This window comes from Vibrio mytili (assembly GCF_049563345.1).
Lineage (GTDB): Bacteria > Pseudomonadota > Gammaproteobacteria > Enterobacterales > Vibrionaceae > Vibrio > Vibrio mytili.
The window spans coordinates 2,027,492-2,042,556 of the sequence record NZ_CP110481.1 but is presented as its reverse complement, the minus strand read 5'-3'; the positions used below and the strand labels follow the sequence as shown (position 1 = coordinate 2,042,556).

The window sequence follows — 15,065 nt, the reverse complement described above, 5'->3', positions numbered from 1 at the left end:
AGATCTATGAGTTAAAAATAGTCGCGTATTGGTCTGCTTTGAAACCGATATGAAGTTGCCCATCCACTTTGAGGATTGGGCGCTTAATCATCGCTGGATTTTCTATCAGTAGAGTCACCGCATTTTCTTCGTTGAGGGCGTCTTTTTGTTCTTGAGTTAACTGGCGGTACGTGGTGCCACGTTTATTAAGTACTTGCTCCCAACCTAGAGCGTGACAAAACTCTGTCACCATCTCTGCGTCAACCCCTTGTTTACGGTAATCATGAAAATCATAAGCGATGCTTTCTGCATCCAACCATTTCTTGGCTTTTTTTATCGTATCGCAGTTTGGAATACCGAACATGGTAATCGTCATAATGGTTCCTTTTATCTTAGAAAGGCAGTCTATATGCTTTTGTTTTGGTTTCTCTGACTATTCCAGCATCCTACCAAGAAGCAATCAAGCTGATAAAGAGGCAGAGTGTGAATAAATTTCATTCCATGCCTAGCTTGCGTTTTATTTTCTTAAATATGATTAAAGAACCACCTAAATCGCTTGGATACGTCGAGTTATTGATCAAACGCAACATCTCGCTGTGCAAAAACGAAATAATGAGTCAGCACAATTTTAGGAGGTGTCAATGGAATTGAGTCCTGTTTTTGCAAGGCGGCTGTATCTGGCCTTGTTAGTGGAGAATCTAGAAAGGCCAAACGTACCAAAGTTAATCGAAAAAACGGGGTGGCCTCGTCGTACAATTCAAGATGTACTCAAGGCACTACCCGGGATCGGCATTGAGCTTATATTTGTTCAGGATGGTCGTCGCCATAATGACGGCTACTATCAGCTTTCCGACTGGGGTCCTTTTGATAGTCAATGGGTCTTAGAGAGGGAAACCGACATCGCTAACAGCCTTGGATTTCGTGCATAAGCCAGCAATTGCTGGCTTTTTTATCATTCTCGCTTGAGGTTATTTTGGTATATTTCGTAATGACGACTGACAGCGGTACGCACTTCCTAATAACGTGAAAGAAGTGACGAAATACTGTGGAGAAACCATGAAAACCGTATCTGCGTTGATGTCCAAAGCATTATTCTTTAAATCGTTGATAGCACCTTTTATCATGTCTGGGTTAGTGTAGAACAAGTAGTTATACCAATGTCCTTCACTGCCGGTGACTTCACCTAAGTATTCACAGTGCTCTGGATCAAATTGGCTATCAATACGTACGGTAACCCGTTGAGTTTCATCATGGGGTTTCAGTGGTGTCGCTGAACAACCCAAAAGCGACAGCGTCGCGCTTAAAGCAATGAGTTTTCGCATACCCTATCTTACAAAAAAGAATGTTCTATAAGAGTAGCAGCTGCAAAACCAATCCAACTTAGGATAAGTAAACCCCAAGGCAGAATATTCGATCTCGTTGACTTTGTCTCCACAGTCATTTGAGCTTCGTTCTCGGTTGATTCTTGTGGTTGACGCTGTTTTTCTCTCTGTTGCTTTTTTCTTACTTTGTCTGCCTGGCGATTTTTTTCTTTCTGCTGCTTTTTATATAGCGCAATGCCTTTCTCTATGCCTTGTGCGATCAGCTTGGTTTGATCCTTGGTTTGTCCAGGTTTCTGGGTCGCTTTTGCTATCTTCATGGCTTCTGTTTGGGTTTCTTGAGAGGGAACTGCTGTGCTTTTTTTCTTCATGGTTGTATTCAATATGGATGGTTATCTGCGCCTAGTCTACCTGCCCAACGCGTTGAAATGAACCTCCCACTGTCAGAGTGCGACGTTATCAGTAAATGACGACAAGACCGTGACTTCTCAGGGCGGAGCGAATCAGGTAAAGTCAGTGCTTTATAGAAACAAAGAAGACAATATTGTGCGCTATTCCTTTGATCAATATGACACTCATGGATTTTTGAAAGCGCCGGTGATGGTGTGGTTAGGATGGATGTTCCTTGCGCGCTCTTGGGTGGTTTTTGCCATGGCTGGCGTCAGTCGTGATAGCGGTAGTAAAATTTTGGCGATCGCATACCCCGATTCCAGTACCCTGTATTTGGGGTTGTCGATGGGTATTCCAAGTTTGTTATTGATGTGGTTTATGGGATTACGCCACCCAGACCGACCGAAGATTAATTCGCTTACAAAGTACGGACGTGAAGTGACTTTGATCTTATCTGGAGTCCAACTCGTCCAAACCATGTATCATGTCTATCTAGAACACGGTGTTTTCAACTGGGCGAATGCGCTGACCATTACACTATTAACTTGGTTTATTATCTACCTTCTCAACGGACGGTGGGTAAAGGACTGCTTCAATGTTCCACACTTCGAGCAGAATGAAAAGCAGTCATCAAAGCATTAAACAAGAACTTCCCATCTGGGCAAAAGTATAGAGGAAACCTCCATGTCACAAGCTCAAACGGCAATCGTGCCAGAAGCCGGACCATTTGCACTGTTTACTCAATTGAAAGTTAATCAAAATCGTGAAAGTGTACTGGCGAAAATTAAGGCACTTCCCGATCTGGTTAAAGAGTTAAATATCAGTCAGCCAGGTGCTGACCTGACACTCTCTATCGCATTTACTAAGTCATTCTGGCAGCACCTAAACATTGATGCACCAGAAGAGTTGATCGATTTCCCACAGTTAGGCGAAGGTGACATTGTCGCGCCAGCTTCAGATGTTGATGTACTAATTCACTGTCATTCTACTCGTCACGATTTACACTTTTATATTTTGCGTAAATTCCTGATGGAGACATCAGACGATGTCACGGTTGTTGATGAAACCTACGGCTATCGTTATCTAGACGCTCGTGATATGACCGACTTCATTGATGGAACAGAGAACCCCAAAGGGATGGCTCGCGCCGAAGTCGCATTAGTTGCAGATGGTCCCTATGCTGGTGGTAGTTATGTCATGGCGCAGCGTTTTGAGCACAATTTGCCAGCATGGGATCGTTTGAATGTAAAAGCACAAGAAAAAGTGATTGGTCGAACGAAGCCAGATTCCATTGAGTTAGAAGATGTTCCAGCAGCGTCGCATGTTGGTCGCGTGGACATCAAAGAAGAAGGCAAAGGCTTGAAGATCGTTCGCCACAGTTTGCCATATGGCACTGCCACGGGCGACCATGGTCTACTGTTCATTTGTTACTGCCACACGTTACACAATATCAAAGTCATGCTTGAGAGCATGTATGGCGTCACTGACGGTAAAACCGATCAACTGTTACGTTTTACCAATGCAGTCACTGGCGCTTATTTCTTCGCTCCCTCACAAGAAATGTTAGCGGAATTGGCTATCAAATAATCGTCTTGCATACGATGCCCTAAGCCTTCCAACCGGAGGGCTTTTTGTTTCCATTTTTGTTGCCGCTTAGTCTTATTACCTCTCATCTTGCCTGCTTAAAAATCACTAAACCTTTGTCACGTATGGTCGATAACAGTCCAGAGCCTTAATTTTAGGACCCTTTATTCGTGGCGATCACCGTTAATACCAATGTTGCAGCACTTGTCGCACAACGTCATTTGACCAGTGCAACCGATATGTTGAATCAATCCATGGAGCGTTTGTCTTCAGGGAAGCGTATTAACAGCGCAAAAGACGATGCTGCAGGTTTGCAAATTTCCAACCGGTTGCAGGCTCAAATGCGAGGTTTAGACGTGGCCGTACGTAACGCGAACGATGGAATCTCAATAATGCAAACCGCCGAAGGGGCGATGAATGAAGTGACCAACATTATGCAACGTATGCGTGACTTGTCGCTTCAGTCGGCTAATGGCTCAAACAGCAAAGCGGAACGGACTGCGTTGCAAGAAGAAGTGACGGCACTGAATGACGAATTAAATCGCATCGCGGAAACCACATCTTTCGGTGGACGAAAGCTATTGAATGGCGCTTTTGGCCAGTCCGCGTTTCAAATCGGCGCCGCGTCTGGAGAGGCGGTGCAAATCGAACTGAAGTCGATGCGAACGGATGGTATCGAAATGGGTGGCTTTAGTTATGTTTCACAAGGTAGAGCGAGTGAGTTGTGGCGCGTAAAACCGGATGACAGCGATTTAAACATGACTTTTACCAACCGGTTCGGTGATAGTGAAGAAATTCAGATTAATGCCAAAGCTGGTGATGATATAGAAGAACTGGCCACTTATATTAATGGTCAAACGGATAAAGTATCAGCTTCGGTGAATGAAAAAGGGCAGCTACAGATTTTCATGGCTGGAGAAGAAACATCGGGAACGGTGTCCTTTTCTGGTGGTTTGGCGAATGAGCTAGACTTGGCGTTATCAGGTTATGAAGCGGTCGATAATATCGATATCACCAGTGTTGGTGGCGCTCAGCGTGCGGTTGCAGTATTAGATACGGCAATGAAGTACGTAGACAGCAGTCGTGCAGAGTTAGGTGCGTATCAAAACCGTTTTAATCACGCGATCAATAATCTCGATAATATCCACGAAAATTTAGCGGCTTCAAACAGCCGTATCCAAGATGCCGACTACGCCAAAGAAACCACGCAAATGGTGAAACAGCAGATTTTGCAGCAAGTCAGCACCTCTATTTTAGCTCAAGCAAAACAAAGCCCAAATCTTGTTTTATCTTTGTTAGGTTAATTTCACTATCATTCCTATTGTCACTACCGCTGAAAAATTAGGGAAAAAACAGCTTGTATCGACAGATTGAAAACAAGCTTTAGCAAAAATTAACGTTTTTTTGTGTTTTTACTTACTTCAGTGCAATTTGTCCTCAAAACGAATTATTTTCGAAAAAATCCAAAAAATTTTCTAAAGAAATCAGGGTGCGTGTCGTTAATAAAAGTAACTTTGAGAGAACTACTTGGTTTTCCGAGACGTCGGAAACCGCTACACCGGAAAATCAATTGGAGAAATCACCATGGCAGTGAATGTAAACACAAACGTATCAGCAATGACCGCTCAGCGTTACCTAAACAACGCAAACTCCGCTCAACAAACGTCGATGGAGCGTCTATCTTCAGGCTTTAAAATCAACAGCGCGAAGGACGACGCAGCGGGTCTGCAAATTTCCAATCGCTTGAATGTCCAAAGTCGCGGTTTGGATGTCGCGGTACGTAATGCGAATGACGGTATTTCCATTGCCCAGACCGCTGAAGGCGCAATGAACGAAACGACCAACATTCTGCAACGCATGCGTGATTTATCGCTACAATCAGCAAACGGCTCGAACTCAAAAGCAGAGCGTGTGGCGATTCAAGAAGAAGTGACGGCATTGAATGATGAGTTAAACCGTATCGCAGAAACCACGTCTTTTGGTGGTAACAAACTGCTAAACGGTACTCATGGTGCTAAGTCGTTCCAAATCGGCGCAGACAACGGTGAAGCCGTGATGCTTGAGCTAAAAGACATGCGCTCAGACAACAAAATGATGGGTGGTGTCAGCTACCAAGCTGAAAACGCGAAAGACAAAAACTGGAGTGTGTCTGCAGACAGTTCTGATCTTAACATCAGCCTGACAGACAGCTTTGGCCAAGAGCAAGAGATCACCATTAACGCAAAGCAAGGCGATGATATTGAAGAGCTTGCAACCTACATCAATGGTCAAACAGACCTAGTGAAAGCGTCAGTGGACCAAGATGGCAAACTGCAAATTTTTGCCGGTAACAACAAAGTTGATGGTGAAGTATCACTATCTGGTGGTTTGGCGGGTGAGCTTGGCTTTGGTGATGGACAAGAAGTCACAGTTAACACTATTGATGTAACGTCCGTGGGTGGCGCGCAAGAGTCAGTCGCGATTATCGATGCAGCATTGAAGTACGTGGACAGCCACCGCGCAGAATTGGGTGCGTTCCAAAACCGTTTCAACCATGCCATCAACAACTTGGATAACATCAACGAAAACGTGAACGCGTCGAAGAGCCGTATCAAAGATACTGACTTCGCGAAAGAAACCACCGCGATGACCAAGTCACAAATTCTATCGCAAGCGTCAAGTTCTATCCTGGCACAAGCGAAACAAGCGCCAAACTCAGCGCTAAGTCTGCTAGGTTAAGCCTTAACAGACCCTAGAACCCCATTGGCTCGTGGTGAGAGATGAGCGACTAAAACCCAGCTTCGGCTGGGTTTTTTATTGGGTCGGAGATTAATCGGTGTTCATGGCCAGAGATGAGGGCGAATTTACAACGATCACATTTTTGTAAGTCAAAGAAAAAAATCGAAAAAACTCAAAAAATCTCCTAAAGGATATTCGTCGGGCGCCGTTAAAGGGACTGAGAGAAATGAGATGTACCTAAGTGAGGTGAGAGACACGACGGTACATTCACTACAGCCTTAAGGAGATCAATTATGGCGATTAACGTTAATACTAACGTTTCTGCGATGACCGCACAGCGTTACCTAAACCAAGCCGCTGAAGGTCAGCAAAAATCCATGGAGCGTTTGTCTTCGGGTTATAAAATCAATAACGCGAAAGATGACGCGGCAGGTCTACAAATTTCAAACCGTTTGACTGCACAAAGCCGTGGTTTAGACATGGCGGTGAAAAATGCAAACGACGGTATTTCTATTGCACAAGTTGCTGAAGGTGCGATGAATGAGTCGACTAATATCCTACAGCGTATGCGTGATCTATCGCTTCAATCTGCGAATGGTTCTAACTCAAAAGCTGAGCGCGTTGCGATTCAAGAAGAAGTGACTGCACTTAATGACGAGCTAAACCGTATCGCTGAGACTACGTCGTTTGGTGGTAACAAGCTTCTTAATGGTACCTACGGTACACAATCTTTCCAAATCGGTGCCGACTCTGGTGAAGCAGTGATGCTTTCTATGGGTAACTTACGCTCTGATACTACAGCGATGGGTGGCAAAAGCTACGCTGCTGAAGAAGGTAAAGATGCATCTTGGGCTGTTGGTGATAACACTGAACTTACATTGAGTTACACCAACAAACAAGGTGAAGAGCAAGAGATCAAGATCAACGCGAAACAGGGCGATGATATTGAGCAGCTTGCCACGTACATCAACGGTCAAAACGAAGATGTAAAAGCCTCAGTGGGTGAAGATGGCAAGCTACAAGTTTTTGCTTCATCACAGAAAGTAACTGGCGATGTTGAGTTCTCAGGCAACCTTGCTGGTGAAATCGGTTTTGGTGACGCAAAAGACGTGACAGTTAAAGATATTGACGTGACATCGGTAGCGGGTTCTCAAGAGGCGGTTGCGGTTATTGATGGCGCATTGAAGTCAGTAGATAGCCAACGAGCATCTCTTGGTGCTTTCCAAAACCGTTTCAACCATGCCATTAGCAACTTAGACAACATTAACGAAAACGTTAATGCTTCTAAGAGCCGCATTAAAGATACGGATTACGCGAAGGAAACCACCGCGATGACTAAGTCGCAAATCCTTCAACAAGCCAGTACTTCTATCTTAGCTCAAGCTAAGCAGTCACCGTCTGCCGCGCTTAGCTTGTTAGGCTAATTAGGTAAACCGTATAGGTCATTTAGGTGATAGTTTCTGTCACTGACCATAAGGTTCAAGGGAGATTGTAATGGATATATCCTCCTATACATCGAACATCCAGCCTTACGGTACACCTAATGGCACAAATGTTGCTTTCAAAAATGACATGGGCATAGGCGCGCCTAACACAGCAACTTCAAACGAGGGGGGAGCGTCTCAGCGAACCGAAGACCTCGGACACGACTTCTCTGTAAAAGCTGCGATTAAGATGGCAGAAAGCCGTCAGGAGCTAAACAGAGAAGAGCGTGAAAAAATGGTCGCACAAATGAATGAATTTGTGAGTTCCATAAACAAAGGACTGGCGTTTCGCGTGGATGAAGAATCCGGCAAAGACGTCGTGACGATTTACGAAGCCAGAACCGGTGACGTGATTCGTCAAATTCCTGATGAAGAAATGCTTGTGGTACTGCGTCGCTTAGCTGAACACACAGCCAACAGCGGTTTGTTAGTTGATAAAGTGTAGTTGTTTTTTGAGGTGATTTGATGAGTTTAGGCCCTTTGGGGATGTCTGGTGGCATGGATATCAATTCCATGGTCAGCAAAATTGTCAATGCGGAGCGTGTGCCAAAGCAGCAACGCATCGACAATGAGCGAATGACGATTGACGCCAGTATCAGTGCTTACGGGCGACTCAGAGAATCGTTAGATACGATGAAAAACTTGATGATGAATTTTCGTCAGGAGAAAGCGTTCGCTGTTCGGACCGTAGATACCACGGACGAGAATATCGTATCAGCCTCAGCAACGACGGATGCCATAGCTGGTAAGTATGCTATCGATGTATTGCAGCTTGCACAGAGCCATAAAGTTGCGTCTGATGTTTTACCTGAAGACGCAAAGTTTGGTCCTGGTAAGCTGCAGATTTCGATGGGTGATGACAGCTTTGATGTTAATGTTCGTTCCAATGCCAAGCTTGTTGATATCGTTCGTGGCATTAATGGCGACAAACATAACCCCGGCGTGCGAGCCTCCCTCATCAATGATGTCAATGGACCACGTCTTATTCTTGCCTCGAATCTTTCGGGTAAAGACCATCAGCTCAAAGTCAGTGTGGATGCCGAAAAGGGTAACCCACTAAAATATTTTGAATTCCAAACCCTAGAAGATCGTACTAATGCACTTGCCGAAGCCCGTGCGGCGGCTGAAGAAGTGTTGGGGCCATTGCAAGCACCGGAGCAATCTGATTCGTCTACAATCCGTGATGCCGACGGCAATATTATACCTCCTCTAGCGGAAAAAGCGGCAGATAGCGGATCGAGTACGCCGATCTCTTCAGCTGGTGCTGAAGCGGCAAAAGCTGGGCAAGAGGCGTTAGATGCAGCGAAAGAGCGTGCAAGTTGGCGTCCTGAAGACCGTATTCCAGGCTGGACCGAAACCGCATCCGGTACATTACTCGATTCTTATGAAGAGCCGGAATTAGAACTGGATGAAAAAGCGATCGAGAAAGCGCCAGATGTGCCTGGATGGAACAATTCAGCCTCCGGTACTTTAACGGATTCGTATGTGACCAGCCAAGAAGCAAAGCAGCTTCTTGAACAAGAAAAAGCCGAAATAGAAAGTAAGATCGCGGAAGAAAAACAAGCGCTGGATGCAAGAGTCGCGAAGGGTGAACTGACCGAAGCGCAAGCCAAGACGATTCAACGCGCTAAGCTTGAGCCTAAAGAGCGTGAACGGTTAGAAAAGATCGACGCAGCAGAAGCAAAAATTGCTCTCGCTCAAACAATGTTTGATGGCTATCGAGGCATGAGCGAAGTCCAAGCTGGCCAAGATTCGATGGTTTTATTAGATGGTGTGGCGAAGTTATCAAGCCACAATAATGTCATTGAAGACGCTATTGAAGGTGTGGATCTTACCTTAAAAGGGAAATCAGAACCGAATAAGCCACCCGCAGAGATCGGTGTTGAATATGACCGTCAAAGTGTGCGTAGCGATATCGAGAGTTTCGTACAGGCTTACAACGCGTTCTATCAAACGTCCAAAGCGCTTTCTGGTGTTGACCCAGTAACAGGGCAAAAAGGACCATTAGCTGGAGACAGCACGGTACGTAGTGCGGATACCCGGTTAAAATCGGTTTTCTCTAGCAGGATTGAGAACGCGCCAGAAGACCTCAAGTCCCTAACGGAGTTTGGTATCACTACCACGCGTCAAGGAACCCTGGAAATCAATTACGATATGCTCGATCGTCAGTTGAACAACAACTTTAATGAGTTGGAAAAGTTTTTTGGGGGCAATGCCGGTTTCGCTAAGCGCGTGGAAGATGCTATTCATGGCATTACGGGTATCACAGGTAGTATCCGCACCAGAGAAAAAAGCCTTACCGAACAAAATTATCGTTTAAACGATGATCAGGTGGCACTGGATCGCCGCATGGACAGTTTAGAGCAGCGCACGCACGATAAATTTGCCGCGATGCAAGATGCGACAGGCAAAATGCAAGGTCAGCTTGGTGCATTGATGAGTGCTTTGGGGTGATAAATGCACGCTGAACTGAAAGAAATTAACGACCTAGATCAATTAATTACTCAAGAATTAGAAAAAGAAGTGGTCAACACTGAAGAAATTCTTCGCTTGGTCGATATTAGGGAACAGTTATTGCAAAACCTGTTGCCATTAATTCAACAAAACCCTTTGGTAAAGCAGGATGCAGAGTGGCAGAAATTGCTTACTCGAACCAAAAATATTGTCCAGCTGATGCAATCAGAAACGTCTAAAGTCGGAAAAGAGCTGCACAAGTTTCGATATGGTCAGCGTTCGCTTCAGCAGTACAAAAAATTTACATAAAAGAGGATTACTATGCGCGGTTCATTGCAAGCATACAAAAAGGTATCAGTCGACAGCCAGCTAAGCGCGGCTTCTCCGCACAAAGTCATTCAAATGCTTATGGCAGGAGCCATCGAGCGCCTGATTCAAGGTAAAGCTGCCATGCAAGCCGGCAACATTCCCGCAAAAGGGGAGCGCCTAGGTAAAGCATTGGATATTGTCATCGCATTGCGCAGTTGTTTATCTATGGATGATGGTGGTGATGTGGCAACGAATCTGGATGCGCTGTACGAGTTTATGATTACGCAAATTTCAGCGGCAAATCACCAGAATGATCCACAACCAATCGACGATGTGATCGAGATCATTCGCGAGATAAAATCTGCTTGGGACCAGATTCCTACGGAATATCACAACCTAACCGCAACTGAAGTCGGAATATAGTTTATTTACGTTTATTTTATATTTAAAACAGGATGTTACAGTTGTTATTGGTATAAACGTTAATTGCGCAACTAATTGTGCATCAAGGTCACAATCAAACATAGTGCTTTGCATTGCTTGGTTGCCTTATTTATAGAATTAAATAAAATAGAAGCCATTAGTAGCCCTAATGGCTTTTTTGTTGCCGCTGTTCTTATTTTTTGTCGTGTTTGAATGTTGTCGATTCTCCCTAATAAACACTCTCAAAGCACAGTATCAAATTTGGCTGCAACGCACCTAAAATAAAGGCGATCAATCTAACTTATGCAAGGTTTGGCAAAGCTGCTTGTAATTGATGATGACGCAACGAGTCGTTTGAATCTGAGCAATATATTGGAGTTTGTTGGAGAAAGCTGCGAGGCCGTTAGCTCCGATCAACTGATCGAATTAGATTGGTCTGGTTTGTGGTCTGGCTGTATCGTGGGCAATATAGAGGCTGGCTCAGCATCTACCAACGTGGTGACTCATCTTAGTCGTGCCAACCATATCCCACTTCTTTTAATGGGCGACTTTCCGTTGTCTGTTGATCACCTACCAAACTTTGTTGGAGAGCTGGATCTTCCTTTAAATTACCCGCAGTTAAGCGATGCATTACGTCACTGTAAAAACTTCCTTGGTCGCAAAGGCGTAAATGTTGTGCCTAGTACGCGAGACAATACGCTGTTTCGTAGCTTAGTAGGTCAAAGCGGCGGCATTCAAGAAGTTCGACACCTTATCGAACAAGTCTCGGGAACCGAGGCTAATGTATTGATTCTTGGCGAATCGGGAACGGGTAAAGAAGTGGTGGCACGTAATATTCATTATCACTCCGCTTTTCGTGATGGGCCGTTTGTGCCGATAAACTGTGGAGCCATTCCCGCAGAGCTGTTAGAAAGTGAATTGTTTGGCCACGAAAAAGGCGCATTTACTGGTGCATTGACAGCGCGTAAAGGGCGGTTTGAGCTTGCTGAAGGTGGTACTATATTCCTTGATGAAATTGGCGATATGCCAATGCCAATGCAAGTGAAGTTGTTGCGTGTCCTTCAAGAGCGCTGTTTTGAGCGAGTGGGCGGTAATAACACCATCAAAGTGAATGTTCGTGTGGTCGCTGCGACGCACCGCAACCTAGAAAGTATGATTGAAGCAGGGACATTCCGTGAAGATCTGTTCTATCGCCTCAATGTGTTTCCAATCGAAATGCCTGGCTTAAAAGATCGCAAAGAAGACATTCCTCTCTTGCTGAGAGAGTTGATGGCTCGCTTGGAAGCGGAGGGTGGACTCCCAATCAGTTTCACGCCGCGTGCAATCAATTCTTTGATGGAACATTCTTGGCCTGGCAACGTACGTGAATTGGCGAACCTAGTTGAGCGAATGGTTATTTTGTATCCCAATAGCCTGGTGGACGTGAATCATTTGCCGACAAAATACCGTTATAGCGATATCCCAGAGTTTCAACCAGAAGACAATGCCTTCGCTTCCATTGAAGAACAAGAGCGTGATGTATTCCAAGATATTTTCTCTGGGACTTTCTCTCTCGAAGAGCAAAGCGAGATCGTACACAACGTAGATGCTCCAAAAGAGCTACCCCCAGAAGGCGTAAACTTAAAAGAGTTGTTAGCTGATATGGAAGTGAATTTGATCAGCCAAGCGCTTGAAGCGCAAGCGGGTATCGTGGCGAGAGCGGCAGACATGCTAGGTATGCGCCGTACCACTTTGGTTGAGAAAATGCGTAAATATAATCTACAACGTTAAGCTTTTGTTCCGTCCTCGTTCTGTGTCAACTTCTTGTCACCATATTAATGTGTTGATTATTAACAAAAAATAGCTTGGTACGCTTATTGCTTACTAAGCTATTTTAGTTTTTAACGGCGATATTCCGACAGGCAGTGAATGGACACCAACACGAATCAATCCCATTTAGACTCAGTAGAAAACCAAGTCGAACGCTACAAGCAGGTGTTAGACGTCATGCCTGCTGGAGTTATTCTTCTTGATACGCACGGAATCGTTCGTGAGGCCAATCCAGAAGCACATCGAATCCTAGAAGTTCAATTGGTCGATGAAAAGTGGTTTAACATCATTCAAACCGTGTTTGATCCACGGGAAGACGACGGTCATGAAATTTCCTTGCGCAATGGTCGTAAAGTTCGTTTAGCCATTTCTGCTTCCGCGACAGGTCAACTTATCTTGATTACGGATCTAACCGAAACACGCTTGTTGCAATCTCGAGTCAGTGATTTGCAACGCTTGTCGTCATTGGGTCGAATGGTGGCGTCACTCGCTCATCAAGTCAGAACGCCGTTATCGAGTGCGATGCTTTACGCGTCAAACTTGTCTGCACCTAATTTACCTTCTGCGACACGCGATCGCTTTCAGAACAAGTTAATGGATCGATTGCACGATCTAGAAAAGCAGGTCAACGATATGCTGTTGTTTGCAAAAGGCGGGGACAACAAAGTCATCCAACCTTTTACGATTGCTCAGCTCGTTGCAGAGTACCAACCTATGGTTGAGACCGCGTTAAAAAATAATAACATCGACTACTTTCTCGAAGTGGAACAAGAGCACACGGAGTTGATGGGAAATTCGAATGCTGTTGCCTCAGCACTGAGCAACCTCGTCATGAACGCTATTCAGATAGCTGGCAAAGCATCACAAATTGATGTTTTTTTCCGTCCAGTCAACGGCGAATTACGTATCTCTGTGCAAGACAGCGGTCCGGGCGTTCCAAAAGAGTTGCAAGCCAAGATCATGGAACCGTTTTTTACCACGCGCTCTCAAGGTACTGGGCTTGGTCTTGCTGTGGTTCAAATGGTATGTCGTGCCCATGACGGTCGAGTGGAGCTCATTTCAGAGCAGGGCGATGGGGCCTGCTTCACCATGTGCATTCCGCTAGAGCGAATGCAAGCAAAAGCGCAATAAGCGGCTTTTGCCAATAACAGGAGAATCATAATGGCGCAAAGCAAAGTGCTGATCGTAGAAGACGATGAAGGTCTTCGTGAAGCCCTAGTCGATACTCTAGCTCTAGCAGGCTATGAGTGGTTGGAGGCCGATTGTGCGGAAGACGCTTTACTGAAACTGAAGGCGAACTGCGTTGACATCGTCGTGTCTGATGTGCAAATGGCCGGAATGGGTGGTTTAGCGCTGCTCAAGAACATTAAACAGAATTGGCCGAATTTACCCGTCCTGCTTATGACAGCGTATGCCAATATTGAAGACGCGGTATCAGCCATGAAAGATGGTGCGATTGACTATATGGCAAAACCATTTGCACCAGAGGTGTTGCTCAATATGGTCAGCCGATACGCACCAATAAAAACGGATGATAATGGTGATGCTGTTGTTGCTGATGAAAAGAGCCTACGTTTGCTGGCGCTCGCAGACAAAGTAGCAAAAACCGATGCAAATGTGATGGTTCTGGGGCCAAGTGGTTCAGGTAAAGAAGTCATGTCGCGTTACATTCACAATGCTTCAAACCGTAAAGATGGTCCATTCGTTGCCATTAACTGTGCTGCGATTCCTGACAATATGCTTGAGGCGACATTATTCGGCTATGAGAAAGGTGCGTTCACTGGTGCCGTTCAAGCGTGTCCAGGTAAGTTCGAACAAGCTCAAGGTGGGACAATTTTGCTGGATGAAATCAGTGAAATGGACTTAAGCCTACAAGCTAAATTGCTGCGTGTTTTACAAGAGCGCGAAGTGGAGCGTCTGGGCAGCAGAAAAAGCATCAAATTAGACGTTCGCGTACTAGCAACGAGTAACCGAGACCTGAAGCAATACGTGTCAGAAGGTAATTTCCGAGAAGACTTATACTACCGTTTAAACGTATTTCCGATCACATGGCCAGCACTGACTGAGCGTAAAGGTGATATTGAACCGCTCGCCAAACACCTTGTTGAGCGTCATTGCAGTAAGATGGGGATGCCTGTTCCTCAAGTTTCTGCGTCTGCGATTGCCAAACTATTGCAGTACCCGTGGCCAGGTAATGTCCGTGAATTAGACAATGTTATCCAACGGGCGCTGATCTTAAGCAGTAATAGCCACATTGACGCTGAACACATTTTACTAGAAGGATTAGATTGGCAAGATGCCAATAGCCTTCAAGCTGCTGTGCAGAACACGGAATCCCTGGTGCCAGATGTTAAGCCTGTCGCTCAAGCTGAAACAATGAATCGCAACGTGGCTGCTGGCGAAGGGTTAGGTGGAGAGTTGCGCGATCAGGAGTATGCCATCATCTTAGAAACGTTGACTGCTTGTCAGGGTCGGCGCAAGGATATGGCAGAAAAATTGGGGATTAGCCCAAGAACGCTACGCTATAAGCTCGCCAAAATGCGTGATGCCGGAATCGATATTCCTAATTAAACACAGCTCTTGTCTCGACACAAAA

Annotated in this window: 16 protein-coding genes; 13 read left to right on the top strand and 3 right to left on the bottom strand. The window is 45.3% G+C overall.

Annotation, left to right across the window (positions count from 1 at the left end; all coding sequences use genetic code 11):
* Positions 1 to 4 precede the first annotated feature (4 nt).
* Positions 5 to 355: an ArsC family reductase gene (locus ONE56_RS09385; protein WP_423839734.1), complete on the bottom strand. Its 351-nt coding sequence runs from the start codon at positions 353 to 355 to the stop codon at positions 5 to 7.
* Positions 356 to 620: 265 nt separating this feature from the next.
* On the opposite strand from ONE56_RS09385, the gene ONE56_RS09380 reads away from it, so the two are divergent.
* Complete coding sequence (locus ONE56_RS09380; RefSeq protein ID WP_041156064.1) at positions 621 to 908, top strand: winged helix-turn-helix domain-containing protein; 288 nt, start codon at positions 621 to 623, stop codon at positions 906 to 908.
* A 39-nt stretch (positions 909 to 947) separates the two neighbouring features.
* Here the strand turns inward: ONE56_RS09380 and ONE56_RS09375 are convergent, their stop codons facing one another.
* Both ONE56_RS09375 and ONE56_RS09370 read right to left on the bottom strand, forming a co-directional pair.
* Positions 948 to 1,301 (bottom strand): DUF4156 domain-containing protein, encoded by a 354-nt coding sequence (locus tag ONE56_RS09375; protein ID WP_423839733.1) that lies wholly within the window; start codon positions 1,299 to 1,301, stop codon positions 948 to 950.
* Between the two features lie 8 nt (positions 1,302 to 1,309).
* Positions 1,310 to 1,669, bottom strand: coding sequence for a DUF2956 domain-containing protein (locus ONE56_RS09370; RefSeq protein ID WP_423839732.1), 360 nt, complete (start codon positions 1,667 to 1,669; stop codon positions 1,310 to 1,312).
* A gap of 175 nt (positions 1,670 to 1,844) precedes the next feature.
* On the opposite strand from ONE56_RS09370, the gene ONE56_RS09365 reads away from it, so the two are divergent.
* The 12 genes from ONE56_RS09365 (at position 1,845) to ONE56_RS09310 (ending at position 15,040) form a co-directional block, all read left to right on the top strand.
* The gene (locus tag ONE56_RS09365; protein WP_041156075.1) at positions 1,845 to 2,330 is read left to right on the top strand and encodes a DUF2919 domain-containing protein; all 486 of its coding nucleotides are present in this window, start codon (positions 1,845 to 1,847) and stop codon (positions 2,328 to 2,330) included.
* A 42-nt stretch (positions 2,331 to 2,372) separates the two neighbouring features.
* Positions 2,373 to 3,275 carry a Dyp-type peroxidase gene (locus tag ONE56_RS09360; protein ID WP_331437735.1) on the top strand — a complete coding sequence of 301 codons (903 nt, stop codon included), beginning with the start codon at positions 2,373 to 2,375 and terminating at the stop codon, positions 3,273 to 3,275.
* A 167-nt stretch (positions 3,276 to 3,442) separates the two neighbouring features.
* Positions 3,443 to 4,576: a flagellin gene (locus tag ONE56_RS09355; protein ID WP_423839731.1), complete on the top strand. Its 1,134-nt coding sequence runs from the start codon at positions 3,443 to 3,445 to the stop codon at positions 4,574 to 4,576.
* Between the two features lie 280 nt (positions 4,577 to 4,856).
* The gene (locus ONE56_RS09350) at positions 4,857 to 5,990 is read left to right on the top strand and encodes a flagellin (RefSeq protein ID WP_415679241.1); all 1,134 of its coding nucleotides are present in this window, start codon (positions 4,857 to 4,859) and stop codon (positions 5,988 to 5,990) included.
* Between the two features lie 293 nt (positions 5,991 to 6,283).
* A complete protein-coding gene (locus ONE56_RS09345; RefSeq protein WP_331437320.1) occupies positions 6,284 to 7,414 on the top strand; it encodes a flagellin in 1,131 nt (376 codons plus the stop codon).
* A gap of 70 nt (positions 7,415 to 7,484) precedes the next feature.
* Positions 7,485 to 7,919 carry a flagellar protein FlaG gene (gene flaG, locus ONE56_RS09340; protein ID WP_423839730.1) on the top strand — a complete coding sequence of 145 codons (435 nt, stop codon included), beginning with the start codon at positions 7,485 to 7,487 and terminating at the stop codon, positions 7,917 to 7,919.
* A 20-nt stretch (positions 7,920 to 7,939) separates the two neighbouring features.
* The gene (gene fliD, locus ONE56_RS09335; protein ID WP_423839729.1) at positions 7,940 to 9,928 is read left to right on the top strand and encodes a flagellar filament capping protein FliD; all 1,989 of its coding nucleotides are present in this window, start codon (positions 7,940 to 7,942) and stop codon (positions 9,926 to 9,928) included.
* 3 nt (positions 9,929 to 9,931) lie between these two features.
* Positions 9,932 to 10,237 (top strand): flagellar protein FliT, encoded by a 306-nt coding sequence (locus tag ONE56_RS09330; protein WP_423839728.1) that lies wholly within the window; start codon positions 9,932 to 9,934, stop codon positions 10,235 to 10,237.
* A 12-nt stretch (positions 10,238 to 10,249) separates the two neighbouring features.
* Positions 10,250 to 10,660 (top strand): flagellar export chaperone FliS, encoded by a 411-nt coding sequence (gene fliS, locus ONE56_RS09325; RefSeq protein WP_041155645.1) that lies wholly within the window; start codon positions 10,250 to 10,252, stop codon positions 10,658 to 10,660.
* 303 nt (positions 10,661 to 10,963) lie between these two features.
* Positions 10,964 to 12,430 (top strand): sigma-54 dependent transcriptional regulator, encoded by a 1,467-nt coding sequence (locus ONE56_RS09320; RefSeq protein WP_423839727.1) that lies wholly within the window; start codon positions 10,964 to 10,966, stop codon positions 12,428 to 12,430.
* Positions 12,431 to 12,568: 138 nt separating this feature from the next.
* A complete protein-coding gene (locus ONE56_RS09315) occupies positions 12,569 to 13,600 on the top strand; it encodes a sensor histidine kinase (protein ID WP_041155647.1) in 1,032 nt (343 codons plus the stop codon).
* Positions 13,601 to 13,630: 30 nt separating this feature from the next.
* Positions 13,631 to 15,040 (top strand): sigma-54-dependent transcriptional regulator, encoded by a 1,410-nt coding sequence (locus ONE56_RS09310; protein ID WP_423839726.1) that lies wholly within the window; start codon positions 13,631 to 13,633, stop codon positions 15,038 to 15,040.
* Positions 15,041 to 15,065: the final 25 nt, after the last annotated feature.